The sequence below is a fragment of the Paraburkholderia sartisoli genome (genome assembly GCF_900107685.1).
Classification (GTDB): domain Bacteria; phylum Pseudomonadota; class Gammaproteobacteria; order Burkholderiales; family Burkholderiaceae; genus Paraburkholderia; species Paraburkholderia sartisoli.
Genome location: NZ_FNRQ01000004.1, coordinates 311783 through 338132, shown reverse-complemented (window position 1 = coordinate 338132; position 26350 = coordinate 311783). Strand labels below are relative to the sequence as shown.

Annotated in this window: 24 protein-coding genes and 1 pseudogene; 14 read left to right on the top strand and 11 right to left on the bottom strand. The window is 62.5% G+C overall.

Annotated features, from left to right (window positions below; translation table 11 throughout):
* Positions 1-68 precede the first annotated feature (68 nt).
* From BLV45_RS15390 to BLV45_RS15380, 3 genes are all read right to left on the bottom strand, one after another.
* On the bottom strand, positions 69-1526 hold the full coding sequence (locus BLV45_RS15390; RefSeq protein WP_407671018.1) for a short-chain fatty acid transporter: 1458 nt from the start codon (positions 1524-1526) through the stop codon (positions 69-71).
* A gap of 170 nt (positions 1527-1696) precedes the next feature.
* Entirely contained in the window at positions 1697-2038 is a 342-nt protein-coding gene (locus tag BLV45_RS27115) for a DUF1634 domain-containing protein (RefSeq protein ID WP_143130433.1), read from the bottom strand.
* Positions 2038-2901: a sulfite exporter TauE/SafE family protein gene (locus tag BLV45_RS15380; RefSeq protein WP_090534480.1), complete on the bottom strand. Its 864-nt coding sequence runs from the start codon at positions 2899-2901 to the stop codon at positions 2038-2040. The genes BLV45_RS27115 and BLV45_RS15380 overlap by 1 nt, the downstream gene beginning before the upstream one ends.
* Before the next feature lie 366 nt (positions 2902-3267).
* On the opposite strand from BLV45_RS15380, the gene BLV45_RS15375 reads away from it, so the two are divergent.
* Positions 3268-4029, top strand: a complete 762-nt coding sequence (locus BLV45_RS15375; RefSeq protein ID WP_090534477.1) for a GntR family transcriptional regulator — start codon at positions 3268-3270, stop codon at positions 4027-4029.
* Between the two features lie 391 nt (positions 4030-4420).
* Here the strand turns inward: BLV45_RS15375 and BLV45_RS15370 are convergent, their stop codons facing one another.
* Positions 4421-4720 carry a DUF4148 domain-containing protein gene (locus BLV45_RS15370; protein ID WP_090534475.1) on the bottom strand — a complete coding sequence of 100 codons (300 nt, stop codon included), beginning with the start codon at positions 4718-4720 and terminating at the stop codon, positions 4421-4423.
* Positions 4721-4883: 163 nt separating this feature from the next.
* On the bottom strand, positions 4884-5888 hold the full coding sequence (locus BLV45_RS15365) for a LysR family transcriptional regulator (RefSeq protein ID WP_090534473.1): 1005 nt from the start codon (positions 5886-5888) through the stop codon (positions 4884-4886).
* A gap of 174 nt (positions 5889-6062) precedes the next feature.
* Here BLV45_RS15365 and BLV45_RS15360 point away from each other — a divergent pair, with 174 nt between their 5' ends.
* The 5 genes from BLV45_RS15360 to BLV45_RS15340 all read left to right on the top strand — a co-directional run bounded on the left by BLV45_RS15360 (position 6063) and on the right by BLV45_RS15340 (position 14546).
* Positions 6063-6914, top strand: a complete 852-nt coding sequence (locus BLV45_RS15360; protein WP_090534468.1) for an alpha/beta hydrolase — start codon at positions 6063-6065, stop codon at positions 6912-6914.
* A 33-nt stretch (positions 6915-6947) separates the two neighbouring features.
* Positions 6948-8174 (top strand): efflux RND transporter periplasmic adaptor subunit, encoded by a 1227-nt coding sequence (locus BLV45_RS15355; protein WP_090534466.1) that lies wholly within the window; start codon positions 6948-6950, stop codon positions 8172-8174.
* A 70-nt stretch (positions 8175-8244) separates the two neighbouring features.
* Positions 8245-11436 carry an efflux RND transporter permease subunit gene (locus BLV45_RS15350; RefSeq protein ID WP_090534464.1) on the top strand — a complete coding sequence of 1064 codons (3192 nt, stop codon included), beginning with the start codon at positions 8245-8247 and terminating at the stop codon, positions 11434-11436.
* A gap of 11 nt (positions 11437-11447) precedes the next feature.
* The gene (locus tag BLV45_RS15345) at positions 11448-13016 is read left to right on the top strand and encodes an efflux transporter outer membrane subunit (protein ID WP_090534462.1); all 1569 of its coding nucleotides are present in this window, start codon (positions 11448-11450) and stop codon (positions 13014-13016) included.
* 201 nt (positions 13017-13217) lie between these two features.
* Entirely contained in the window at positions 13218-14546 is a 1329-nt protein-coding gene (locus tag BLV45_RS15340; protein WP_090534460.1) for an Nramp family divalent metal transporter, read from the top strand.
* A 124-nt stretch (positions 14547-14670) separates the two neighbouring features.
* Here the strand turns inward: BLV45_RS15340 and flhC are convergent, their stop codons facing one another.
* The 4 genes and pseudogenes from flhC to BLV45_RS15320 form a co-directional block, all read right to left on the bottom strand.
* Positions 14671-15234 (bottom strand): flagellar transcriptional regulator FlhC, encoded by a 564-nt coding sequence (flhC, locus tag BLV45_RS15335; RefSeq protein ID WP_090534458.1) that lies wholly within the window; start codon positions 15232-15234, stop codon positions 14671-14673.
* Positions 15235-15245: 11 nt separating this feature from the next.
* On the bottom strand, positions 15246-15566 hold the full coding sequence (gene flhD, locus BLV45_RS15330) for a flagellar transcriptional regulator FlhD (RefSeq protein ID WP_090534456.1): 321 nt from the start codon (positions 15564-15566) through the stop codon (positions 15246-15248).
* Positions 15567-16037: 471 nt separating this feature from the next.
* Positions 16038-16256, bottom strand: a pseudogene (locus tag BLV45_RS27910) (YeeE/YedE thiosulfate transporter family protein); the annotation flags it as partial.
* Between the two features lie 67 nt (positions 16257-16323).
* On the bottom strand, positions 16324-17148 hold the full coding sequence (locus BLV45_RS15320) for a 2OG-Fe(II) oxygenase (RefSeq protein WP_245753291.1): 825 nt from the start codon (positions 17146-17148) through the stop codon (positions 16324-16326).
* A gap of 274 nt (positions 17149-17422) precedes the next feature.
* Between BLV45_RS15320 and BLV45_RS15315 the strand changes: the two genes are divergently transcribed.
* From BLV45_RS15315 to BLV45_RS15305, 3 genes are all read left to right on the top strand, one after another.
* A complete protein-coding gene (locus tag BLV45_RS15315; protein WP_090534454.1) occupies positions 17423-17896 on the top strand; it encodes an RbsD/FucU family protein in 474 nt (157 codons plus the stop codon).
* A 154-nt stretch (positions 17897-18050) separates the two neighbouring features.
* The gene (locus tag BLV45_RS15310; protein ID WP_090534452.1) at positions 18051-18482 is read left to right on the top strand and encodes a DoxX family protein; all 432 of its coding nucleotides are present in this window, start codon (positions 18051-18053) and stop codon (positions 18480-18482) included.
* A 111-nt stretch (positions 18483-18593) separates the two neighbouring features.
* Positions 18594-18866: a hypothetical protein gene (locus BLV45_RS15305; protein ID WP_090534701.1), complete on the top strand. Its 273-nt coding sequence runs from the start codon at positions 18594-18596 to the stop codon at positions 18864-18866.
* A 111-nt stretch (positions 18867-18977) separates the two neighbouring features.
* Here the strand turns inward: BLV45_RS15305 and BLV45_RS15300 are convergent, their stop codons facing one another.
* Complete coding sequence (locus tag BLV45_RS15300) at positions 18978-20435, bottom strand: MFS transporter (protein ID WP_090534449.1); 1458 nt, start codon at positions 20433-20435, stop codon at positions 18978-18980.
* Between the two features lie 225 nt (positions 20436-20660).
* On the opposite strand from BLV45_RS15300, the gene BLV45_RS15295 reads away from it, so the two are divergent.
* On the top strand, positions 20661-21377 hold the full coding sequence (locus BLV45_RS15295) for a response regulator transcription factor (protein WP_090534447.1): 717 nt from the start codon (positions 20661-20663) through the stop codon (positions 21375-21377).
* Positions 21378-21479: 102 nt separating this feature from the next.
* On the opposite strand, the gene BLV45_RS15290 is transcribed toward BLV45_RS15295, so the two are convergent.
* Positions 21480-22385, bottom strand: a complete 906-nt coding sequence (locus BLV45_RS15290; RefSeq protein WP_090534445.1) for a dihydrodipicolinate synthase family protein — start codon at positions 22383-22385, stop codon at positions 21480-21482.
* Between the two features lie 302 nt (positions 22386-22687).
* On the opposite strand from BLV45_RS15290, the gene BLV45_RS15285 reads away from it, so the two are divergent.
* From BLV45_RS15285 to BLV45_RS15270, 4 genes are read left to right on the top strand one after another with little or no spacing between them, the layout of a single operon-like run.
* Positions 22688-23644 carry a 4-hydroxyproline epimerase gene (locus BLV45_RS15285; RefSeq protein WP_090534699.1) on the top strand — a complete coding sequence of 319 codons (957 nt, stop codon included), beginning with the start codon at positions 22688-22690 and terminating at the stop codon, positions 23642-23644.
* A complete protein-coding gene (locus tag BLV45_RS15280) occupies positions 23641-24768 on the top strand; it encodes an NAD(P)/FAD-dependent oxidoreductase (protein WP_090534443.1) in 1128 nt (375 codons plus the stop codon). The genes BLV45_RS15285 and BLV45_RS15280 overlap by 4 nt, the downstream gene beginning before the upstream one ends.
* Positions 24761-25027, top strand: a complete 267-nt coding sequence (locus BLV45_RS15275; RefSeq protein ID WP_090534441.1) for a 2Fe-2S iron-sulfur cluster-binding protein — start codon at positions 24761-24763, stop codon at positions 25025-25027. Before BLV45_RS15280 ends, BLV45_RS15275 begins: the two co-directional genes overlap by 8 nt.
* A complete protein-coding gene (locus BLV45_RS15270) occupies positions 25024-26313 on the top strand; it encodes an FAD-dependent oxidoreductase (protein WP_090534439.1) in 1290 nt (429 codons plus the stop codon). Before BLV45_RS15275 ends, BLV45_RS15270 begins: the two co-directional genes overlap by 4 nt.
* Positions 26314-26350: the final 37 nt, after the last annotated feature.

The window sequence follows — 26350 nt, the reverse complement described above, 5'->3', positions numbered from 1 at the left end:
ATACCAGGTTCGACTAAGTGCTTTGTGCGTATCGATGATGACGGAATCTGTCGCGCGGCGTAGCTTCGTCAAGGAAACACGGGTTGATGGTAATGCAGCGTGCCGGCGAAGAACCACGCCATGAACAGGACGAGCGGTGTATTGATCAGAAACTGCAGGAATGAGAATCCCACGATATCTCTCGCCTTTAGCGACACGAGACCCAGCACGGGGATCATCCAGAACGGATTTATCAGGTTGGGCAACGCCTCCGCAGCGTTATAGATCTGGACGACCCAGCCGAGATGTGCATGGACGTTATTGGCGGCCTGCATCACATAAGGGGCCTCGACAAGCCACTTCCCGCCGCCAGAAGGAATGAGAACGCCAAGCACGGCGGAATATACGCCGACCGCCGGAGCGAATTGTTGACCCGAAAACGAGGTGAACGCGTGTGCAATCGCTGTTGCGAGAGTGAGACCGTTTGAATTTGCGGCGTGCGTGAGAATCGCCGCAACACCAGCATAGAAAGGAAACTGGATCAGCACGCCGCTAACGGACGGGACCGCGGCGCTTACAGCACGTGTGAAGCGGCGGGGCGTTCCGTGCAGAAGCAGGCCGAGTGCAAGAAAGAGAAAGTTGTAGGTGTTGAGATTCGATATCGTAGCGAGAATGCCCTTTTCCGCCATTGTGAAGCCCAGATAGACGGCAGCCATTCCGACGATCAGCATAGGCAGCAGCCTGTTGCATTCGAGCCACTCACCCGGACGTTCAGCGCGCTTTTCGCGGCTGACCTGAGCGTTGAGATCGATGCCCAGAGATTGTGCAGTCATTGCATTCGCACCGCGCGGAGTGGACAGATAGGCGACCGTTATCGAAACGATGAGCAGGACACAGAGCATGACGATGGACTGCCACAGGAAGATGGTCTCGCTAAATGGAATAACGCCCGTGATGCGCAGTAGCGCGGGCGGCAGACTGCCTGCATTTGCCTGAAGCTGGGCAGGAGCGGAACTGAGCCCCAGTGCCCATACGCTACCGAGGCCGAGGATCGCTGCTGCGGACGCCGCACGATAATCAAGATCCGCATTGCGTCGTGCGATTTCCCTGACGAGCAGCGCACTAAAGACCAGGCTGAATGCCCAGTTCAGCAGGGAGGTCACACAGCTGACGGTTGCGATGAAAGCAACCGCGCTCGGTCCTGTCCTGGGAATGCCGGCGAGCGAGCGGATTGTGCGCGCGGCAATCGGCGAACTGGCGACGACATAGCCGCCGATGACAACAAGGGACGCCTGTAAAGTGAAGGAGATGAGGTCCCAAAAACCATCGCCAAACGCCTTTGCTATCGCAATAGGGCTCGCTCCTATGCCCAGCGCTCCTCCGGCCGTGAACACAACGGCGAGGAGAACGAAAACGAATGCGTCAGGAAACCACTTTTCCATCCAGCCCGTAAGCTTAAGGGCGATGCGAGTAAGTACATTGTCGTTTTCGCGAGTGTCAACCTCAATTAACCGGTTCGCGTCAGGTGTTTTCCGAAACGTCGTCACGATATGTCTCCTGATAGATCATTTTTTTAATAGCAAATCTAAATTAGGAAATACTGTAAGGCTAACTAATTAAATGGAAAGAATCGGGTGGCGATTTGAAATCCAGGGATAAATCTCTGATTGCAGTCCGGGGTGTATTTCATGGCAGGTTGTTCTTCTGCACGGTGGATTCATCCGGCAAGTGGGCCCAGTCGGACACCGGCAAAGCAGCCCATGCCGACGATCAGAAGGACCAGCGCCACGATAAAGCTGAACCGGTAGTCCCGCTGATGCAGATAGACACCGAGCATGAGCGCAAGACGAAGGATCGGAAGAAGAATGAAGATGGCGACGCCGGTCGAAACCGTGGTCATGCTCGCATGTGATCCGGCCAGCCCTGTGAAACCCAGGGGGACACACACAGCAAGCACAATTCCCACTGCCACGACGGTAGAGCCTACCCACGTTCCGTATTCGAGGAATGCGGCAAGTAATCGTTCAAGCGTGGATGATCTGATCGTTGTGGTGTTCATCAGGCTGTACCTCCAAAGGGATTGAGTCCGAACCCCTGCAACAGCATCTGCATTGCGACTGCTACGAGGACCGTGACGAACAGAAGCCGGAGCTTCTCGCTGGACACTTTCATCAGGATACGGGCGCCGAGGATTGCGCCGACTACGGACCCCAGGGCGACCGGCCCCGCGATGGAAGTCACGATTTCGCCGCGAAGGAAATACGCGCAGGCGCTCGCGGCCGCAGTGACTCCGATCATGAAGTTAGACGTTGCCGTGGATACCTTGATCGGCAGTCGCAACGCGGTATCCATCGCCGGAATCTTGAGTACACCGCTACCGATTCCAAGGAGTGCGGAGACAAGCCCGGCAACATACATCAGTGACAGGCCCGCTGGGACTCGCTGGACTTCATAGGCGATATCGCGTCCAGATGCGGAATCAGGGTAGCTGGCGTTCAGGTTGAGTGTAGTAGCGAGACGTCCACGCGGGCCCGGGCCGGCCGCGATTGAAGGGTCGACGCGCCGCATGAACATCTGCCACGCGGAGAGTAGGAGAATGCCGGTAAAGAGAAAGTAAAGTGCGCCGACCGGGATCACACCCGCTACCAGAACTCCTGATAGTGCCCCGAGGGTTGTTCCAGTCTCCAGAAGAACAGCCAGTCTGACGTTGGTCAGGCGCTCCCGAAGAAAATGGGCTGCACCGCCGCAAGAGCAGGCGATGACGGACACGATGCTTGCACCAATCGCGGTGTGGATATCCATATGACCGAACACCGTCAGCGCGGGCACGATAAAGAGGCCACTCGCCATGCCCAGCATACCGCCCAGGGCGCTGGCGCCTAATGCTACGAAGAAAAGCCAGAGGGTGAATCCGACGTGCATTTTTTTTCCTGTTCGATCGACCTGAATACTGTTTTTGTCGTGCCCGTCATTCAGATAGCGACTGCAGTCGCTACGGCGGGTCGCAGCGAGAGGAGCGTTTTCGCACCAGAATGCGGTAGTTGATGTAATACATCATGACATCATGATGTCGTTATGTCAATGTCGAATTGACCTTGCGTTGTGTTCGTGGCGTTGTGATGAGCGTGCCAACGGGTGATCAGGCGAGGGGGTGACAAGTGGGTGACGATCGGTTCTTTGCGCGGTGCGCACGGATCGCATGGCCGGCGGAGCGTGATGGTTGCGGTGCGCAGACAGCGACGGACCAGGTCTATCGATATAATGACGTCATAACGTCAGGGTCCCACCGTGAAACCAAACGCCGAATCCGCGCTGCCGCTCTATGCGCAGCTTGAAGAGATCCTTTCCCAGCGAATCAATGCTGGCGAGCTGAATCCGGGAGATCAACTGCCCGCTGAAGATCAACTGGTGAGCGAATTCGAAGTGAGTCGCACCACAGTGCGTACGACCATCCAGAATCTGGCGCGACGCGGAATGGTCGAGATTCGTCGCGGGAAGGGCACCTTCGTCGCTCAACCGAAAATAGCAACGTCCCTGGCAGGTTTGACGGGTTTCGTGGAGGACATGCATGCACTCGGCCGACGGCCGACGGCGCGCCTGCTAGGCTATCAGATCGTGCCTGCGGACGAGACCGTGGCAACAAAGTTGCAGGTGGAGACTGGTACATCAGTGATGTACATCCGGCGCGTTCGACTTGCTGACGACATCGCCCTTTGCTATGACGAGACGTATCTGCCACGCGACCTCGGCGAAAAGGTGATAGCCGATAACCTTGAGACCGAGCCGATCTTCACGCTGCTTGAACTCAAATACCAGACGCCGCTCTCGGAGGCTGAATATCGCCTTGAGGCAATATCCGCTGACAGCAAAGTTGCCGGGGTTCTCAACATCGAGCCTGGCAGCCCAATATTTTTTATCGAACGTAACTCATATTCGGCTGAAGGTCGTCCGGTGGATTATGAGAAGTTGTACTACCGGGGCGATCACATCCAGTTCGTCACTCGCCTGATCCGACCCGCCTGCGTCGGAGGGCCGGTGGGGATCTCTTGAAGCGTGGAAACATGCGAGCGTTAAACCATCCGGTAGCCAGCTTCACCGTGGCCTCGATCACGCTGGTTCTCGCAGCGCCGCCACACACGGAAGCCCAACGCCTTTTTCAACGAAGGGTTTCCCGTGGCGACAACGTTTTGAATGCCTGCAGACCTTAGTACATCAAAGCGAGGAAAACGAAAAACCCTAAAGCCCCAAGCGCCACAGAGGCAAGCAGAAGTCCGATAAAGACTTCAATGCTGAACTTGACGAAAGGGCACCCATACAGGGGCGTCCGAATTCCAGTGGTCGAGTTCAGAAGGATTGGCGTTGTTCATGATCAACTCCTTGAAAATAGGGCGGCGCCACCGCGCAAGCTTCGCACCCGAGGCGCCGCGAAGTACCAACCGTGTTACTGACCGGCGCGCGCGACGCGCGTGACACCGCCGTCACCCGCCTGAACGGCAAGGCGCTCAGCCTGGGTGCGGCCGATCAGGCCTTGTTCCGGATAGCTCGTCTTGTTCAGCGCCGGCAACGTGCCGTCGCGATACGCGTCGGTGATGCCAGCCTTCACTTCGGCGCGCGTCGTCGTGCTCGAATGATTCCACCATTGATCGTTATACGAACCAGCGTGACCAATGCCGCCGCCTGCAAAAGCCGGTGCGCTGACGAGCAACGAAAGTGCGAGACCTGCAAAGAGATTGCGCTTCATGATTCACTCCTGTCGATTCTGTTTGCCGCGCTGTCAGTCAGCGCTGCGACAGGGTGAAATGTAGGCTTTGTGGCACTCCGGATAAACCCGGATTCGGCGAAATGAATTGTCGGGATTTCAGAACAATCGCGGCGCGGGGCCGCGATCGTCCTTTAGACATGGGTCAGGCGACCCACTCCGGCGTGACCGGCGTTTCAAGTGCGGGCGCCGATTCGCGCTGCTCGAACGTGCGCATCGAGCAGGTCTTGTCGAGACTGCCGCGACCGCTCAAGAGCGGACAACGATCGAATACTTCCGCAATCCAGTCGACGAATACGCGCACCTTTGCCGACAGGTGACGGCTATGCGGATACACCGCCGAAATCGGCATCGGCAACGGCCGCAGGTCGGGCAGCACTTCCACGAGCTGGCCTGATTGCAGATGCGGCAGCACCATGTAGAACGCCGGCTGGATCAGCCCAAAACCTTCGAGACCGCACGTCACGTAAGCATCTGCGTCGTTGACCGACACGATGCTTTTCATCTTCACCTCGATTTCCTTTTCGTCGACCTTGAACGACCAGTCGATCACGCGGCCGGTGCGGCTCGAAAAGTAATTCACGGCCTTGTGGTTCTCGAGATCCTCGATTGAACGGGGCGTGCCGAAGTTCGCCAGATAGTCCGGCGAAGCACACGACACATGCTCGAAGAGCCCGATGCGCCGCGCGACCAGCGACGAATCCTGCAGCGCGCCCACGCGCACCACGCAGTCGACGCCTTCCTGCAGCAGGTCGACCGGACGGTCAGTCAATCCAAGTTGCAGATCGATGTCCGGGTAGCGCGTGTGGAATTCACACAGCGCGGGAATCACGATCAGCCGGCCAATCGAGCCCGGCATGTCGATGCGCAGTTTGCCGGTCGGCTTCTTGTTGCCGCGCTGGAAACTGGATTCCGTTTCCTCGACGTCGGCAAGGATACGAACGCAGCGCTCGTAGTAAGCGGCACCATCCGGCGTCAACGAGAGGCGCCGTGTCGTACGGTGCATCAGGCGCACGCCAAGCAGCGCTTCGAGATTCTGGATGATGGTCGTGACCGACGCGCGCGGCATGTCGAGCGTTTCCGCGGCACGCGTGAAGCTGTTGGTATCGACGACCCGTGTGAACACCTGCATGGCCTGGAGACGGTCCATGGCTGACCTCCGGATAGGGGCGGGTGCAACTGGACTGTCACCCGAATCGCGAATGAGCGATCCGATTGTTCAGGGGCACCGAATTGTGTTGCCGGATTATAGGCATTTATCTGTGAGTTTGCAGAACCCACAATTCGCTCCATTCGGAAACTTCGCGCATTGCGCCGCTTCGACATGGATGCTTTCAAGCCGTCTTACCCTTTTGTCGCCGTCGAAGGCCTCGCGGCGGACGTTGCGCCCGCACTGGCCGTCACCGACGTGGAGATCGAAGGGTACGCGCAGGACATCACGCTGCGCCTTTATCGACGGCCGGGTAAAACCGCACTGCCTGTACTGCTTTATTTTCACGGCGGCGGTTTCGTCAAGGGTTCGATCGATTGCGCGGACGCCCCCGCGCGTTATTTCGCAGAACACTTACCAGCGCTTGTCGTGTCGGTCGGCTATTCGCTTGCGCCGCAATTCCCGTTTCCCGCAGCGCCTGAAGACGCACATCGCGCCGCGCTCTGGGTGCAGACGCGGGCGCGCGCGTTTGGCGGCAACACGAAACGGCTGGGCGTGGCGGGACACGATGCAGGCGGCCAGCTTGCGAACTGTCTTGCGTTCATTGCGCGCGACCGCGGCGACGTGCGCATCGACGCCCAGGTGCTCTTTGCGCCGATGCTCGATCCAAGCCTGACGCGGCTGGGCGACGAAAAGCGTTTGCGTTCCGACATCACGGCGAGCGAGTGCGCGGCGTGTTATCGCGCGTACCTGCCGCAGGCGTCGCAGCGGGTGCATCCGTATGCCGCGCCGCTCGAGTCGTCGCGTCTTGCCGGCTTGCCGGAGACGCTGATCGTCACCGCGCAAAACGACGTGCTGCACGTCGAGGCGGAGAAATACGCCAGCAGCCTGATCGATGCGGGCGTGCTGACGCAGGTCGCCCGCTACCCCAGTGTTTCGCACGCGGCGCTCGCGGAACATCCGGCTGCGTTGCAGGAAGCAGTCCGGTTTCTGCAATGCCGTTTCGCCGCGCGCACCCAAAGATAACCACAACTTCATCAACGAATCCGGGAGTCTGTCATGTCCATTTTCAATCTTTCTCGTCCACGTCTAACGATTGCTGTCGTTTCAGTTCTCGTTGTTGCAGGTCTGGGCACGCTCGGCGCGATTCGCGTCGATGCGCGCGCGCCTGCTCAGGCCGCGCCGACCATCGTGCCCGAGGTCGACGTCGCAACGGTCATCGAAAAGACCATTACCGACTGGCAGACCTATTCCGGCCGGCTCGAAGCAGTCGAAAAGGTCGAAATCCGCCCCCAGGTGTCGGGCACGATCGTCTCGGTGAACTTCAAGGACGGCGCGCTGGTGAAGAAGGGCGATACGCTCTTTGTGATCGATCCGCGTCCGTATGCCGCTGAAGTCGATCGCGCAGAGGCACAGCTCGCCGCGGCGCAGGCGCGCACGGGCTACACCCAAAGCGACTGGGAGCGCGCGCAACGCCTGCTCGCCGACAACGCCATCGCCAAACGCGATTACGACGAGAAGCAGAACGCGGCGCGTGAAGCGAGCGCGAACCTGAAGGCCGCGGCCGCCGCACTTGAAACCGCGAAGATCAATCTCGGCTATACGAACATCGTCGCGCCGGTGGCGGGCCGTGTTTCGCGCGCGGAAATCACGGTGGGCAACGTCGTCTCGGCCGGTGCCGGCGCGGCGCCGCTGACGACGCTGGTCTCCGTTTCGCCGATCTACGCATCGTTCGACGCCGACGAGCAGACGTATCTGAAATACATCAGCCACGTCAAGGACGGCCGCAAGGTGCCGGTCGATCTCGGCCTTGCCGACGAAAGCGGCTATTCGCGCTCGGGTTCGATCGATTCAGTGGACAACCGCCTTGATACGTCGTCGGGCACGATCCGCGTTCGCGCGCGTTTCGACAACAGCGATGGCACGCTCGTGCCCGGCCTTTACGCGCGCATCAAGGTGGGCGGCAGCGCGCCGCATCCTGCGTTGCTGATCGACGACGCGGCCGTGGGGACGGACCAGGACAAGCAGTTCGTGTTCGTGGTCGACAAGGACAACCACGTTGTGTATCGCGAGGTGCAGCTGGGCGGACAGCAGGGCAATCTGCGGGTCGTCACGAGTGGCCTCAAGAGCGGCGATCGCATTGTCGTAAACGGTACGCAACGCGTGCGTCCGGGTGCGGAAGTCCGCGCGCACATGGTGCCGATGACGGGCGACACCGACCCGAACGGCGCACCGCTCGCACAGACGAAAACGCCGGCCCGTGCCACGACCGCGAAAAACTCATGAGCGAAGACCTGAACGCGATCTGCGCATTCGCTTTCATTTCGCGCAAGCTCTCCAATATCAAGAGCCCTCAATGAACATATCCAGATTCTTCATCGACCGGCCCATCTTCGCGGGTGTGCTATCGGTCCTGATCCTGCTGGCAGGCGTGATTGCGCTCTTCCAGCTGCCGATTTCCGAATATCCGGAAGTCGTGCCGCCTTCCGTCGTGGTGCATGCGCAGTATCCGGGCGCGAACCCGAAGGTGATCGCGGCAGCCGTGGCTTCGCCGCTCGAAGAGCAGATCAACGGTGTCGAGAACATGCTTTACATGCAGTCGCAGGCAAATAGCGACGGCAATCTCACGCTGACGGTCACGTTCAAGCTCGGCACGAACCCGGACCTCGCGACGCAGCTCGTGCAGAACCGCGTCAACCAGGCGCTGCCGCGCCTGCCGGAAGACGTACAACGCCTGGGCGTTACGACGATCAAGAGTTCGCCGACGCTGACGATGGTCGTCCACCTGATCTCGCCGAACAACCGGTACGACATGACGTACCTGCGCAACTACGCGCTGCTGAACGTGAAGGACCGGCTCGAACGGATCCAGGGCGTCGGGCAGGTGCAGCTGTGGGGCGCGGGCGACTACGCGATGCGCGTCTGGCTCGACCCGACGAAAGTGGCGCAACGCGGGTTGACCGCGACCGAGGTCGTCAACGCGATCCGCGAGCAGAACATCCAGGTGGCCGCGGGCACGATCGGCGGGTCGCCCTCGGTGCCGGGCACGGCGCTGCAACTGTCGATCAATGCACGTGGACGTCTTTCGACCGAAGGCGAATTCGGCGACATCGTCGTCAAGACCACCCCTGATGGCGGCGTGACGTATCTGCGCGATCTGGGCCGGATCGAACTCGCTGCTTCGGAATATGGTTTGCGTGCGCTGCTGGATAACAAGCCGGCGGTTGCGCTCGCGATCAACCAGGCACCGGGCGCGAATTCGCTCGCGATTTCCGATGAAGTCCGCAAGCAGATGAAGGAACTGAAAGCGGACATGCCGGCGGGCGTGGACTACAAGATCGTCTATGACCCGACGCAGTTCGTGCGTTCGAGTATCGAGGCGGTCATTCACACGCTGCTCGAAGCCATCGCGCTTGTCGTGATCGTCGTGATCGTGTTCCTGCAAACGTGGCGCGCGTCGATCATTCCGCTGATCGCGGTGCCGGTGTCGATTATCGGGACGTTCTCGCTGCTGCTGGCGTTCGGCTTTTCGATCAACGCGCTGTCATTGTTCGGCATGGTGCTCGCAATCGGCATCGTGGTGGACGACGCGATCGTGGTCGTCGAAAACGTCGAGCGGAACATCGAAAGCGGGTTGAGTGCCCGCGACGCGACGTACAAGGCGATGCAGGAAGTGAGCGGGCCGATTATCGCCATCGCGCTGACGCTCGTCGCCGTGTTCGTGCCGCTCGCTTTCATGACCGGTTTGACGGGCCAGTTCTACAAGCAGTTCGCGATGACCATCGCGATCTCGACGGTGATCTCGGCATTCAACTCGCTGACGCTCTCGCCGGCGCTCGCCGCGATGTTGCTGCGTGGCCACGGTGAAAAGGAAGACTGGCTGACGCGTGTCATGAACCGTGTGCTTGGACCGTTCTTCCGCGGCTTTAACAAGGTGTTCCATCGCGGTTCGGAAGGCTATGGCCGTGGTGTAAAGGGCGTGCTGGGCCGCAAGGGCGCGATGCTCGTCGTGTATGCGGTGCTGCTGGGCGCAACGTTGCTGGTCGCGCGTGTCGTGCCAGGCGGCTTCGTTCCGGCGCAGGACAAGGAATACCTGATCGCGTTTGCACAATTGCCTAACGGTGCATCGCTCGACCGCACGGAAAAGGTGATTCGCGAAATGAGCGACATCGCGCTGAAGCAGCCGGGCGTCGAGAGCGCGGTGGCGTTCCCGGGTCTTTCGGTGAATGGCTTCACGAACAGTTCGAGCGCGGGCATTGTGTTCGTCACGCTCAAGCCGTTCCACGATCGCGGCAACAAGTCGCTTTCGGCGGGTGCGATCGCGGGTGCGCTGAATGGCAAATACAGCGCGATCAAGGATTCGTTCGTCGCCGTGTTTCCGCCGCCGCCAGTGCTGGGGCTCGGCACGCTGGGCGGCTTCAAGATGCAGCTGGAGGATCACGGCGCGCTCGGCTACGCAGAGTTGAACAAGGCAACCGAAGCGTTTGTGAAGCGTGCGGCGACGGCGCCCGAACTGGGCCCGACGTTCTCGAGCTATCAGATCAACGTGCCGCAGCTGAACGTCGATCTGGATCGCGTCAAGGCGAAGCAGCTGGGTGTGCCGGTGACGGACGTGTTCGACACGATGCAGATCTATCTCGGCTCGCTATACGTGAACGACTTCAACCGCTTTGGCCGTGTGTATCAGGTGCGGGTCCAGGCCGACGCGCCGTTCCGTCAGCGTGCCGACGACATCCTGCAGCTGAAGACGCGTAACCGCAATGGCGACATGGTGCCGCTGTCGTCGCTCGTGACAGTCACGCCGACGTTTGGCCCTGAGATGGTCGTGCGCTACAACGGCTACACCGCCGCGGATATCAACGGTGGTCCGGCGCCTGGCTACTCATCGGGTGAAGCGCAGGCCGCGGCTGAGCGCATCGCGGCGGAGACGTTGCCGCATGGCATCAAGCTCGAATGGACCGATCTCACGTATCAGCAGATTCTGGCTGGCAACGCCGGGATGTGGGTGTTCCCGATCAGCGTGCTGCTCGTGTTCCTCGTGCTCGCCGCGCTGTATGAAAGCCTGACGCTGCCGCTCGCGGTGATCCTGATCGTGCCGATGAGCATGCTGTCCGCGCTGACCGGTGTGTGGCTCACGAATGGCGACAACAACATCTTCACGCAGATCGGGTTGATGGTGCTCGTCGGGCTCGCGTCGAAGAACGCGATCCTGATCGTCGAGTTCGCGCGCGAGCTGGAACACGATGGACGCACGCCGCTGGCCGCCGCAATCGAGGCGAGCCGGATGCGCCTGCGCCCGATCCTGATGACGTCGATCGCTTTCATCATGGGTGTGGTGCCGCTCGTGCTGTCGTCGGGCGCAGGTTCGGAAATGCGTCATGCAATGGGTATCGCCGTGTTCTTCGGCATGCTGGGTGTCACGCTGTTCGGCCTGATGTTGACGCCGGTGTTCTACGTGGTGCTGCGCACGCTGGCCGGGGGCACGATTCACGTCGCGCAGAAAGACGCGCCGCGCTTCAAGGGTGGCGTGCCGGCGACGGACGCTTGAGGGAGAAAACAATGAAACGGTTTGAATCCATGCGCGGGTGGGGCCGCGCGGCAGCGAGCAGCCTGTTGATGATGCTGCTCGTCGCCTGCTCGGTCGAGCCGACGTACAAGCGTCCAGATGTGCCGATGCCTGCTGCGTTCAAGGAAGCACCTGTGATCGACGCAAAGGACGCGGGCACGTGGATGCCCGCGCAACCGGCCGACGACGCGCATCGCGGCGAATGGTGGACGATTTTCGGCGACGCGACGCTCAACGATCTGGAGAAGCAGGCCGCGGATGCGAATCAGGATCTGAAAGCGGCCGCGGCGCGCGTGCAGCAATCGCGTGCGTTGCAGCAGTCCGCGCGTGCCGCGTGGTTCCCGCAGGTCGACGCAGGTTTCAGCCCGACGCGCGAACGCCTTTCGCCGGTGTCGCAAGGCCTGCCGCAGAACGCGAACGTGCCGACGCAAACGGTGTGGCGTGCGCAGGGCACGGTCGCGTACGAGGCCGATCTGTTCGGCCGGGTCAGCTCGAACGTCAACGCCGCGCGTGCGGATGCACAGCAAAGCGAAGCGCTGTTCCTGTCGGTGCAGCTTGCGTTACAGGCTGACGTCGCGCAGAACTACTTCCAGCTGCGCGAACTCGACACCGATCAGGACCTGTATCGCCAGACGGTCGTGCTGCGTGAAGACACGCTGAAACTCGTCCAGCAGCGCTTCAAGGAAGGCGATATCAGCGAGCTTGACGTTTCGCGGGCAAAGAACGAGTTGTCGAGCGCACGCGCCGATGCGGTGGGGGTCGCACGTCAACGCGCGGCGTCTGAACATAGTCTCGCGATTCTGCTTGGCAAGCCGCCCGCCGATTTCTCGTTCCCGGAAACGCCGCTTGCGCTCGTCACCGCGCGTGTGCCGGCGGGATTGCCTTCCGCGTTGCTCGAACGCAGGCCGGACATTGCCGCGGCAGAACGCGCGATGGCCGCGGCTAACGCACGGGTGGGGCTCGCGAAGTCGGCGTTCTTCCCGAAGCTCGACATCACGGGGGCGTTCGGCTTTGAATCGGCGACGCTCGGCGACCTGTTCATGTGGTCGAGCCGTGCGTTCCTGCTCGGGCCGTTCGCCGGTACGGCGCTGACGTTGCCGCTCTTCGACGGCGGCCGTCGTCAGGCCGGGCTCGACCAGGCGCGTGCGAAGTACGACGAGGACGTCGCGCAGTATCGCCAGCAGGTTCTGGTCGCGTTCCGTGAAGTGGAAGACAACCTGGCCGACCTGCGTCTGCTCGACGACCAGATGCGCGAACAGAACGATGCGGTAAGCGCATCGCAGCGCGCGTCGCATCTGTCGCACACGCAGTATCAGGAAGGCCAGATCAGCTATCTCGACGTGATCGACAGCGAGCGCCAGGTGTTGCAGTCGCAACTGCAGTCGAGCCATCTGGCCGGCACGCAGGCCGTTTCGACCGTCAACCTGATCCGCGCGCTGGGCGGCGGCTGGGGTGACGTGAAGGCGGACGCGAAAACGGATGTCGGCTCGAACAAAGCCACGCCGCAGCCGGTTGCGAAGAACCCGGCGCAAAGCGGTTCCAGCCTGGCATCGTCGCAGTAAAAATTGATTGTGTAGCAGCGCAACGGGCGAAATCCTCCGGATTTTCGCCCGTTTTTTTTGAATGCGTTCGACCTGGGCTTCGCCGCTTCGGCGTGTACGCGTTTGCACCGGGCGGGACACTGCCGGACGTTTCTTTGTACACTTGAGGTCGCCCCGCAACGCCTGCTGGCAGGCGTTCATTCACCTCGAGAGACGACCCGCTTGTCATACCGATTACCCACCACCGCTACCGCGCCGTTCTGTCCATCCGAGGTCAAGGGATCGGTCGAGGTGCCGCAGGGCGCACCGTTCTGGAAAAAAATCCTGCAGTTCGCGGGGCCGGGCCTGCTGATTTCGATCGGCTACATGGACCCGGGCAACTGGGCGACCGATATCGAAGCCGGCTCGCGCTACGGCTACAACCTGCTGTTTGTCGTGATGCTGTCGAGTCTCGCGGCCATGGCGTTGCAATGTCTGAGCATGCGTCTTGGCATCGTGACCGGGCAGGACCTCGCGCGGCTTTCGCGTGCGCGGTATTCGCCGAACGTCGCGCGCGTGCAATGGCTGCTGGCGGAACTGTCGATTGTCGCGTGCGATCTGGCTGAAGTGCTGGGCGGTGCGCTCGCATTTCATCTGCTGCTCGGATGTTCGCTGACGACCGGCGTGATTCTTACCGCGTTCGATACGCTGATCGTGCTCGGCCTGCAGGGCAAGAACTTCCGTTCGCTCGAAGCGATCATCCTCGGACTGATCGCGACCATCGGCGTCGGTTACATCATCGAACTCGTGCTGGTGCAGCCGCACTGGCCTTCGGTGGCGCGCGGGCTGGTGCCGTCGTGGCACGCGCTCGGCGAGCGCGAACCGCTGTATCTCGCGATCGGCATTCTCGGCGCGACCGTGATGCCGCATAACCTGTATCTGCATTCGTCGATCGTGCAGACGCGCGTCGTCAGGCGCGACCGGCGCAGCATCGCTTCGGCGATCGGTTTGTCGCGCCTCGATACGATCGTGTCGCTCGTGCTCGCGCTCCTCATCAACGCGGCGATCCTGATTCTCGCCGCAGCCGCGTTCCATGCAACCGGTCACAACCAGGTCACCGAAATCGAGGATGCGTACAAGCTACTCGCACCGGTGGTCGGCAGCGGGCTCGCGGCGGTGCTGTTCGCGGTGACGTTGCTCGCGTCCGGGCAAAGCTCGACCTTCACCGGCACCGTGGCCGGGCAGGTCATCATGGAAGGATTTCTGAACCTGAAGATTCCGTGCTGGCAGCGCCGTTTCATCACGCGTGTGCTGGCGCTGGTTCCAGCCCTGATCGGCGTGCAGATGATGGGGAGCGGCGCGGTGGGCAAACTGCTCGTCGCGAGCCAGGTGGTGCTGAGCCTGCAATTGCCGTTCGCGCTCTGGCCGCTGATCCGCATGACGAACGATCGTGCGTTGATGGGCGACTTCACGAACCGGTTGTCCACGCGTCTGCTGGCGTGGCTGCTGTTTGGCGTGATCAGCGCGGCGAACCTCTGGCTCGTGGTGCAGACCGTTGGCTGGATTGCCTGACTAACTAACGTAGATCACGCGGCGCCGAGGTCGGCCAAACTTTGCATGGAAAACATGGCGCACAAAAACAAAAGCCGGCGCGTGGGCACCGGCTTTTAAAGGCACTTCACTTCACACGCTGAACTCAGGCAGCTTCAGCGATCTGCGCCATTTCCAGCTTTGCCGCAGCGGCGGCTTTCTTTGTCTTTCCCGCGCGCGAAGGCGGCTGGCATGCGCCACACACCACGTTGTGCTGCAGATCGTGACGATGCGCCACGAACTTGCCCGTGCAACGGCAGCACGGCGTGAGTTGCAGGATGTCCGCGTCGAAGAAACGCACGAGCGTCCATGCGCGCGTCAAATCCAGAACCGGTTCGGAATCGCTGTGCCGGCAATGTTCCAGATACAGCCGATAACCTTTGGTGAGCGCTTCGAGATGCGAGCAGCGCGCTTCGTTCTTCAGAAACAGGTAGGTGTTATAGAAGAGCGATGCATGAATATTGGCGAGCCACGTCATGTACCAGTCGGCCGAGAACGGCAGCATGCCCTTCGGCGGCGACACGCCCTTGACCTCGCGATACAGGCGGATCATGCGGTCGCGCGAGAGCGTCAGTTCGCTTTCGAGCACCTGCATGCGTGCGCCGAGTTCGATCAGCGCGATGGCGCGAAATACTTCCTGCGCGTCTTCCGTCAGACTTCGCTTCAACATCGCTGTCACCTTTATGCGAACTGCTCAGCGGGTTGGCCCGCAAGCAGGATAGCCGCGTGAGTCGGCGCGACTTCCGCATGCTTCGTCGTTTGCGTCAACGCCGACAACATGGCGTGGTCGTTGAAGCGGAAAAAACATAAAAGCTGGTCGGAAGCGGCCAGCTTGACGATCTGCGCGAGCGACAGCCCCGACAGCAAATCAGCCAGTTGCGACGACAGTCCCAACCGGAACATGCCGACGGGCTTGTCCTCGCGCAGCATGCGTTGCGCAAGCATGATGTAAGACAAGTTAATCTCGCGGATTGAATCCAGCGTCTCGCTGCTGCGGTCCATTTTGCGTTTCCCGAAGCCCCGAATTACATTTTTTCGGCATTTTTTGCCGTTATGTTTTGTACCCACCCCGGACACTGAAGATTTCCGGCGTCATCAAAACTTTGATACAAGGTGTTACATCTCGTAACACCTTGCAGCGAATTGTATGAAGACATTTCCTGAAAATCAATCCCTTTCTCAAAAAATATCTCAAAAAACAGACGGCATTTCCGGTAACTTTTTCATCTGCCTGAAACACAGACTCTGTAGCGTGTTTAATTCGTCGGATTAAAAGTCTGATTCACCGGAAAGCCTTATGAAATGGGCATTCGGGAAAGTACTGAGGAAAGCGGATGAGAGGGAGATGCAGGGCGGGGTCAAAACGCGACTGAAAAAGGCCCGTAAAAAAAACCTTTCAATTCGGTAAAAGATACGGTGCCATCTGGCGGTCCCGTTTGTGATGATCTGTAACGCATAACTCACGATCTACTGTTACAAATCACACCAGGTTTGTAACTGTCGACAGCCGATCTGGCGGATTCGAACCCCTTCGAGCCCGAAAAAGGGGCGCAACCAGGTGCCGAAAATGTTACTGGAGAGCAGAGCGACCAGTCCGAGCCAGCCATGCAGGCTGCCTGACACGATGCCACTAAAATCGGCGCGAATATTACAACCTCAGGCCAGATGGGCCCCGTAGCCGGGAAACAGGCCGTCAGCCCGCGCCGTTGCTGGCGGGAGCGGTTTTGGATCGATGTCGAAGCGACGCGGGCGTCGCGTCTTACTGTGCGTCGTGAAAGATCACGCCCAGCGTGTGCCGACGCCCTGAGCGCAGACGGCTGACGCCATGCCGCAGCTTCACGCGATACGCGCCGCGCGTGCCCTGCACTGGGCGCTCGTTGACCGCGAAGATCACGGCGTCACCCTGCGAGAGCGGCACGACTTCGACGCGCGACTGCATGCGCGGCCGCTGCTCGGTCAGCACGAATTCACCGCCGGTGAAGTCGCGCGCCGGCACCGACAGCAGGATCGCCACCTGGATCGGAAACACGTGTTCGCCGTACAGATCCTGATGCAGGCAGTTGTAGTCGCCGGTGGTGTACTGGAGGATCAGCGGCGTGGGGCGCACCTGGCCCGCCGCGTGACAGCGGTGCAGGAATGCGTCGTGCGCAGCCGGATAGCGCGGATCGAGATGCATGAGCGCGTTCCAGCGATTGGCGACCGGCACGAGATGCGGATAAAGCGTGGCCCGCAAGCTGCCGATGACATCCGGCAACGGATACGTGAAGTACTGATACTCGCCACGCCCAAACCCGTGGCGCGCCATCACGACGCGGCTGCGATAGAGGTCGCCCCGTGTGTAGCCGGCCGTCAGCGCCTCGCATTCAGCGGCGGTGAGCAGTTGCGGCACGGTGGCGCAACCGTACCGGTCGAGGTTGTCTTCGATGCACGGCCAGTCGATGGCCGCGACGCGCTGTGCAATCGAGCCGGCCGGCTCCGGAGAGTCACGTCGTGTACATCCCGCGTTGGGGGATGCCGGTTCGCGTTCTGGTTCGAAGAGTGTTGTCTGGTCCATGTCCGGTCCGGTTTCATTCAGCGATGTCATGGCGACAGCTTACGCAACCGGACCGCGCGGCACACTCCGGGTCTTGCGGTCTGATTCGCGGATTCCTGTGCGCGGCACGTGCCTGTGTCAGCCGTTCGTGCGGGCCCAAAACCCGGACCCGCACGAACGCGCGACGGCCGCATGTCCAGTATGTGCGCGCGAGCACGATCCGCCGGGTGTCGTTACCATGCGGGACGGGCCGCCTTCGTATGCGGCTCCCGACCGCGCCGCATGCGAAGGCGGCCGTCGCGCTAACCGAACCGAAGGAGACGATGTGCTGAAGAATCTGGACCCGCTGCTAAACGCTGACATTCTGCATGCGCTGCGCGCGATGGGGCACGGCGACGAGTTGGTCATCTGCGATGCGAATTTTCCGTCCGACTCGGTTGCCCGCGCAACGGTGCGCGGCACGTTGCTGCGTCTCGATGGTGTCGACTCGGCGCGCGCGGTTCGCGCGGTGCTTTCCGTGATGCCGCTCGATACATTCGTCGACGATCCCGCGCTGCGCATGGAAGTGGTCGGCGAACCGGACACGATTCCTGTCGTGCAGCGCGAAGTGCAGGCCGAAATCAACGCCGCCGAAGGCCGCGAAGTTCCGCTTGCCTCGCTCGACCGGTTTGCGTTCTACGAACGCGCGCGCAACGCGTATTGCGTGATCGTGACGGGCGAAGCGCGCGGCTATGGCTGCTTCGTCTTCAAGAAGGGCGTACTCCTCGCACCAGACGCCCCGAAGGAAGTCCCCAGGTGAAATGCACCGCGAACGGCTTCGCGGCCGGGACGCAGCGTCGGCGCACGTCTTTTCGCTTGGAAAACCGCGCCAATACACATATTCTGACGGTCAACGTCCGGGAACTGTCGCACTTTCGCCCGGTCTTCTGTCTATTTCCCACAGGAGCCCTCTCATGACGCGTTCCGTCGATTCCGGCGTAATCCTCATCGCACGCATCGCCCTCGCTGTGCTGTTTCTGTGGTCGGGCGTCATGAAGCTGACCGGTTACGCAGGCTTCGTCGGATACCTGCAGTCGAAGGGCGTGCCGTTCGTGCCGATCGCGGCGCCGATTGCGGTTGCCGTCGAAACGCTCGGTGGCCTCTTTCTCGTGCTCGGTTTCAAGATCCGTCCGCTTGGCATCGTCATGGCGCTGTATACCGTCGCCACCGCGATCATGGGCCACGACTTCTGGAACATCACCGATGCCGCGCTCCAGCACGACATGGTCATTCATTTCTGGAAGAACATCGGGATTGCCGGCGGTTTCCTGCTGCTGTTCGTGACGGGCGCCGGCCGTATCAGCATCGACGGCGCGCGTGCGCCGCGTCGCGGGCTGGGTCTGTAAGTTGCCGGTCCGGTTGTGCCGGTCCTTTGAGGGATGCGGCGGGCGGGCGCCAGCGGGAATTCGCCGGCTGTGCGAGGATGGTTTCTGGCATCTCCATGCAGGGAGCAGATGATGATTCAAAGTTTCAACCAGACCGTGGGCGGCAAGGTGTTTCAGCTTTGCGCGAGCCTCGGTGAAGGACCGACGCCGCATCGCGTGATCATCAGCGACGCCGGTTCGGCGAAGACGCTGGTCATACTCGACGCATCAGGTTTTCTCAGCACCATCAAGGCGGAAATCGAGGACCCGGCGGAACTCCTTCAAAACGCAATCCGCAAGGTGCAGGAAGAAGGGCTTGTCGAACGCGCGCTCGATACCGGCGAAATCCAGGAAGCCCCGCTTTGACGCCTGATTGACGAGAGGTTTCGTCACGCGCCACATCGGATGGCCCGTGCGATGACAACACCCACGCTGCTCAGGCATCGTGGGTGTTGTGTTTTTAGCGGTTCATGGAAATCATGATTCGCCGTTGGGCGCGAGATTCAGGCGGTCTGGTTCGCGCGCGTGGGGTTCAGGATGTACGAGACACCCGAGTGCGGCACCCGCGAGCAGCAGCGCCGTGCAGATGGCCGCCGACGTCTGCAATCCATCGACGATGTTCGCGGTCCCGGCACCGCTCGCAAGCGCGCCGAACGCCGCCACACCGATCGCCCCGCTTGCCTGGCGCACGGTGTTGAGCACGGCGGATGCCGTCGCCGCGCGCCGCGGTTCGACCGCAGCCAGAATGGCCGTGGTCATCGCAGGAACCGCGAGTCCCATGCCGGAAGGAATCAGCAGAAACGGCACGAGTATCGCGATGAGCGGCGTCGACGCGCCGACAAAATGCAAAAGGCCGTAGCCTGCCGCGCCGACACACGCGCCCGCGATCATCGGCAGGCGCACGCCGCAGTGACTCACCACCCAGCCGCTCGCCACGTTCGAGACGAGAAAGCCGGCTGTCAGCGGCAGAAACGCGAGGCCGGCCTGCAACGGCGTGTCGCCGCGAACGCGCTGCAGATACAGGCTCAGCACGAACACCATGCCGTAGTACGTCAGATTCACGCAGCTGCCGAACAGCACGGCGGCGCTGAACGTGCGGTTGCGAAACAGCGACAGCGGCAGCATCGGCTCGCGAACACGGCTTTCGAGCACCACGAACGCAATCCCGGCGACGAGCGCAAGCGCCAGTCCACCCGCTACCAGCGGATGGGCGAGACCTAGTGGTCGCCATTCGATCACGGCGCCGGTGAGCGCGGTCAGCATGACGATGGCGAGCAGTTGCCCCGGCAGATCGACACTGCGTGGCCTTTGCGCGTCCTGGCTCGATGTTTTCGATTCAGCGCTGCCGCGCGGAATCCACGCGAAGGTTGCAAGGAGCCCGCCCGCACAGATCGGCAGGTTCACGAGGAAAATGCTGCGCCAGCCGAACGCGGCGATCAGCGCGCCACCGACCACCGGGCCGGCCGCGATCGACATGGCACCGGCAGCCGTCCACCATCCGATGGCACGCGCCCGAAGTTTGGGATCGTGTCCGCATGCCGTGTTGAGCAACGCAAGCGAATTGGGCAGCATCGCCGCCGCGCCGATGCCCTGTGCGGTGCGCGCGGCGACCAGCATCGCGCCGTTCACCGACAGTCCGCAGGCCAGCGAGGCGAGCGCGAACAGCACCATGCCGAACGCGTACAGACGACGCGCGCCGAAGCGGTCGCCGTGTACGCCGAACGACAGCATCGTCACCGCGAAGGCGAGCGTGTATGCATCGACGATCCATTGCAGGCCCGATACGTTCGTGTGCAGGTCGGCGCCCAGGTTCGCGAGCGCGATGTTGACGATGGTCACGTCGAGCTGTGTGACGACGAAGCCCACGCTGACCGTCGCGACGATGCGCGCGAATGCGGGGGTGAAAATGGTGTGGGGCGAGTTCATACGAAACATCGTAGACGTTCGCGGCCCGCGATGTTTCGTGCTGCCGTGAAGTGTGGATGCGTTACCGCTCATCACGCGTAAACGCAGACGGCGCACCGTGTGGGTGCACCGTGATACCTGGCAGCGCGTATCCGCGTATATGCCAGCGCGTGCCGAAATTCGGACTGTTCTTATGGGCCGGGGGAGAGCGCGCCAACAGAATCGCGGGCGAATCCACCTGTTAAGAGTTCTCTCATGCGTATTGCTATCCTCCAGCGCGACCCTGTGTACTGCAAGATCATCGAAAAGATCATCACCGAGGCAGGGCATACGTGCCTGACGTATCAGGACGGCATGAGTCTTTCAAAGGCAATGGTGCGTTCGAGCGTCGACATGCTGGTGCTCGACTGGCATGGGTCGCGTCTGTCGGGTACCGACATTCTGAAATCGGTGCGCGCGGTGGGCGGCGAACAGCTGCCGGTGATGTTCGCATCGACGGATGGTTCGGAGGAAAGCATGGTGCGCGCCCTGTCGTACGGCGCGGACGACTATATGACGTTGCCGGTGCGTCCCTTCGAATTTCGCGCGCGCGTTCGCGCGCTGCTGCGCCGCGCGTATCCGGAGCGGCACGGCGCGGCGCGTTTCGACTGCGGCCCGTATCACTTCGACACGCGTCGCCAGCTGGTGACGTTGCACGGCAACCCGATTCATCTGTCGGGCACCCAGTACCGACTGGCGTCGCTGTTTTTTTCCAACATCGGCCGCGTGCTGTCGCGCGATCACATCTTCGCGATGGTGTGGGGGCGCGAGTTCCGCGAGTTCACGCGCACGATCGACAGCCACGTGTCCCGCCTGCGCGTGCTGCTCGCCATCGATCCGCAAAACGATTTCCGCCTGCAGCCGGTCTACAAGAGCGGCTACCGGCTGCTCTATCTGCGCCCCGGTGAAGCGGAGCAGCAAAAGGCCGCGTGAGCGCAGCGCCCGTGAATCATGACGCGGGCGTGCGAAGACGCTGAAAACCTCATGGCGCACGCGAACGTGTACACACGTTCAACCCTCGCGTGCGGATCACACTCAAAGCGCAGGCAGCGTCGGGCGCGTCTCGATCGAATGGCGGATCAAGGCTTCGACGGATTTGCGTTCGTCGCCCGCAAGCGGAAGGCGCGGCGGCCTGACGGGCTCCGTTCCGAGCCCGACGATCGCCTCGGCGAGCTTGATGTTCTGCACGAGTTTCGCCGACACATCCAGCGCGAGCAGCGGCGCGAACCAGCGATAGATGGCGCGCGCTTCCTCGATACGGCCGGCCTTGATCAACCTGAAAATCGCGACCGTCTCATGCGGAAACGCGCACACGAGGCCCGCGACCCAGCCATGCGCGCCCATCAGCACCGCTTCCATCGCGAGGTTATCGACGCCGCACAGAATCGCGAAGCGATCGCCCACCGCGTTGATCAGGTCCGTCACGCGCCGCACGTCGCCGCTCGATTCCTTGATCGCGACGATTTTCTTTTCGTCGGCGATTTCCGCGAACATGTCGGGCGTCATGTCGACGCCGTACGCGAGCGGATTGTTGTAGACCATCAGCGGCAACGCGCTCGCGTTCGCGATCATCCGGAAGTGGTTCAACGTCTCGCGCCGGTCCGACAGATAACGCAAACCCGGCAGCACCATATAACCCGACGCCCCGCGCTTCGTACCGGCTTCGGCCTGACGGCAACCATCGAGCGTGCTGTTTTCGGCGATGGTCAGCAACACCGGCACGCGTCCACGGGACGCGTCGACGGCAATGTCGAGCACCTCGAGCTTTTCGTCGAGCGAGAGCGTCGATGCTTCGCCTAGCGAGCCGCACACGATGATGCCGTTGACGCTGGCATCGATCTGCGCCTCGATGTTTTTCTTCGTCCACGCGCGGTCTATGCTGAAATCCGCGTTGAATTTGGTGGTGACTGCGGGCAATACGCCTTCCCAGATATGCGCCACGGCGGCTCTCCTGTCGACCAGAGTTCGCGCTTTAGCGCGTTACTCTGGTCCCATGCAAGATGGTTGTTGATGATGATGATCTGAGCGAAGTCTAATCGCCGAAAATATCGGGGTCTTGCGTGATTCTCGCGTACCGGATGACGATTTCAGCACAGGGCGCGCACGCGTCCACCCGGCGCACGCTGGCGCAAGGCGGCGCCCGTGACGAAACAACGCGCCTCGCCGCGCGCTATGCCGAAATCGTCATCGTGTGCGTGGAATCGCGACAAGACTGGCGGGGGCTTCGTTCCTACCATGGCGACATGAAAACCCTCAACGTGATTGACTCGCACACGGGCGGTGAGCCGACCCGCCTCGTCGTGTCGGGTGGCCCGGAGCTGGGCGGCGGTACGCTCGCGGAGCGTTTCGACGTGCTGCGCACGCGCTTCGACGACTGGCGCGCGGGCATCGTCACCGAGCCGCGCGGATCGGACGTCGTGGTCGGCGCGCTGCTGTGCGAGCCGGACGACCCCGAAAGCGCGGCGGGCGTCATCTTCTTCAACAACGTCGGGTATCTCGGCATGTGCGGGCACGGCACGATCGGGCTCGTCGTGTCGCTTGCGCATATGGGACGCATCGGGCCCGGTCAGCATCGCATCGAAACGCCGGTGGGCGTGGTCGACGCGACGCTCAACGACGACGGCAGCGTGTCCGTGCGCAACGTGCCTGCGCGCCGGCATCGACGTGCCGTGACGGTCGACGTACCCGGCTACGGCCCGCTGACGGGCGACGTCGCCTGGGGCGGCAACTGGTTTTTCCTCGTCGCGGATCATGGGTACACGCTGCTGCCGGCCAACATCGCGGAACTCACGACGTATACCTCGGCGATCCGCGACGCGCTGATCGCGCAGAACATCACCGGCGCCGACGGCGCGTTGATCGACCACATCGAACTGTTCGGGCCGCCGGCGCTGCCGGGCAACGACAGCCGCAGCTTCGTGCTGTGTCCGGGCAACGCCTACGACCGCTCGCCGTGCGGCACCGGCACGAGCGCGAAAGTGGCGTGCCTCGCGGCGGACGGCAAGCTTGCCGAAGGCGCGGTGTGGCGCCAGGAAAGCATCATCGGCAGCGTGTTCGAGGCGAGCTGGCGCGCGGGCGATGCGAGCCATATGAGCGATACGGTCATCCCGACGATTACCGGTCACGCGCACATCATGGCCGAGGGCAAGCTGTGCTTCGACGAACGCGATCCGTTCGCGTGGGGCATCCGGACGCAATGACGGCGGATGTGTTGATCGTCGGCGCGGGCATCGTCGGCGCCGCGTGCGCGGCGGAACTGGCGACGCGCGGCATGCGCGTGGACGTGATCGACGCGGGCGGCATCGGTGGCGGTGCGACGGCGGCCGGCATGGGTCACATTGTCGTGATGAACGACACGCCGGCGGAATTCGCACTGAGCCGTTACTCGCGCGACCTGTGGCTGGAGCTTGCGCCGCAGCTTCGCACACGCGACGCGTTCGCGCGCTGCGGCACGCTATGGGTTGCCGCCGACGATGAGGAACTCGCAGCCGCCCGCGCGATGCACGACGCGTTCGCGGCGCAGGGCGTCGCGGCGCAACTGCTGGACGCGCAGGCGCTGCGCGCGTGCGAACCGGCGCTCGCGCCCTCGATGGCAGGCGGCCTGCGCATCGAACACGACAGTATCGTGTACGCGCCGACCGCTGCGCAATGGTTGCTCACGCAATCGCCGGCCGCGGCGAACATCAACGTGCGGCTCAGCACCGATGCGACGAACGTCGAGGCCCGGCATGTGACGTTACGCAGCGGCGAGCGGATCAGCGCGGCGCATGTGATCGTCGCGAACGGGATCGCGGCGCACCACCTCGTGCCGTCGGTGCCGTTGCAGCCGAAGAAAGGCCATCTCCTGATCACCGACCGGTACCCCGGCGTGATTCAACATCAGCTGCTCGAACTCGGCTACATCAAGAGCGCGCATCACGCGAGCGGCACGTCGGTGGCGTTCAACGCGCAGCCGCGTCCGACGGGGCAGCTTTTGATCGGCTCGTCGCGCCAGTTCGATTCGACTGATCCGGCCGTCGAAATGCCCGTCCTCGCGCAGATGCTGCGGCGCGCGGCGCACTATCTGCCCGCGTTGCCGGCGCTGAACGGCATCCGCGCATGGACCGGGTTTCGCGCGGCGTCGCCGGATGGCTTGCCGTTGATCGGTCCAGCTGGCGACATGGCGCCCGGCGTGTGGCTCGCGCTTGGACACGAAGGTCTCGGCGTGACGACTTCGCTTGCGAGCGCAAAACTCCTCGCCGCGCAGATCACGCAGGATGCGCCGCCGATTCCGGTTGAACCGTATCTGCCCGCCCGCTTCAGCGAGGAAACGCATCATGCGTGAAGCAAAGACCGCGCTGGTTCGTGTCACGGTGAATGGCGACACGATCACGATCGCCGGGGGCGCAACGGTCGCGGCCGCGCTTGCGATTGCGGGTACACGCTGTTCGCGCACCTCGGTGAGCGGGCAGCCGCGCGCGCCGCTGTGTGGAATGGGTGTCTGCCAGGAGTGCCGCGTGACGATCGATGGCCGCGCGCACGTGCTCGCCTGCCAGACGCTTTGCCGCGAAGGCCAGATCATCGAAACGACGGGGCCGCGATGATCGCGCACTACGACGTCGTGATCGTGGGCGCCGGTCCGGCGGGACTGGACGCGGCGCGCACGGCGGCGCGGCAGGGCGCGCGCGTCGCCGTGCTCGACGACAATCCGCGCCCCGGCGGCCAGGTCTGGCGGCAGGGCCCGGCGCATGCGCCGGGCGCGTTGCTGGGCGACGCACTTGCCGCGCTGGAAGGTCGCGCCAACGTCAGCCTCTGGCCTTCGACGCGTGTCGTCGCGCCGTTGCCCGAACGCGGACTGTTGCTCGAATCGGGTGTCGAAGGCGGCGTCACGTTGCGTTACGGTCAGCTGATTCTCGCGACCGGCGCGCGCGAGCGCTTCCTGCCGTTCGCGGGCTGGACGCTACCCGGCGTGACCGGCGCGGGCGCGTTGCAGGCGTTGATCAAGGGCGGCACGCCCGTGCGTGGCGAGCGGGTCGTGATCGCGGGCAGCGGGCCGCTCCTGATCGCGGCGCTTGCCAGCGCGCGCGAAGCGGGCGCGCACGTCGTCGCGGTGATCGAGCAGGCATCGGCCGCCGCGGTCGCGCGATTTGGCGTGGCGCTTGTGCGGACACCGTCGAAACTGTTGCAGGCCGCGCGGCTCACGCACGGTTTCGCGGGGCTGCGCTACTGGACGAACAGCGTGGTGAAGGAAGCGCAAGGCAATGGCCGTGTCGAAGCCGTCGTGATCGTGCGCGGATCAAACGAAGTGACGCTGGCATGTGATCGCATCGCGTGCGGTTACGGTCTCGTGCCAAACGTGACGCTCGCGCAGTCGCTCGGCTGCGTGCTCGATGCCGCGGGCGCGATTGCCGTCGACGACGCGCAGCGCACTTCGATCGATGGCGTGCTGGCAGCGGGCGAATGCACGGGAATCGGCGGCATGGAACTGGCACGTATCGAAGGGCAGATCGCGGGCTTCACTGCCGCGGGTGTCGCCACGCAGGAGGCCGCTTCGTTGCACGCACAACGTGATCGCTGGCGACGCTTCGCCCGACGCGTCGAAGACGCCTTCACGCTCACCGACCGGGCGCGCGCCTTGCCGTCCGGTGACACGCTGCTGTGCCGCTGCGAAGACGTCACGGTGGGCGAGGTTCGCGCGCACGTCAGCTGGCGCGACGCGAAGCTGCACACGCGTTGCGGCATGGGCGCGTGTCAGGGGCGCATCTGCGGCGCGGCCGCGCAGACCTTCTTCGACTGGGATGCCGCCCAGTCGCAGCCTCGTCCGCCATTCAGCCCCGCGCGGATCGCGACGCTGATCGCCGCTGGCGACGACAGCGAATCCACGCGCTAAAGTTGAAACGCCGCTGCCTTCACCGATTTTTGCCACG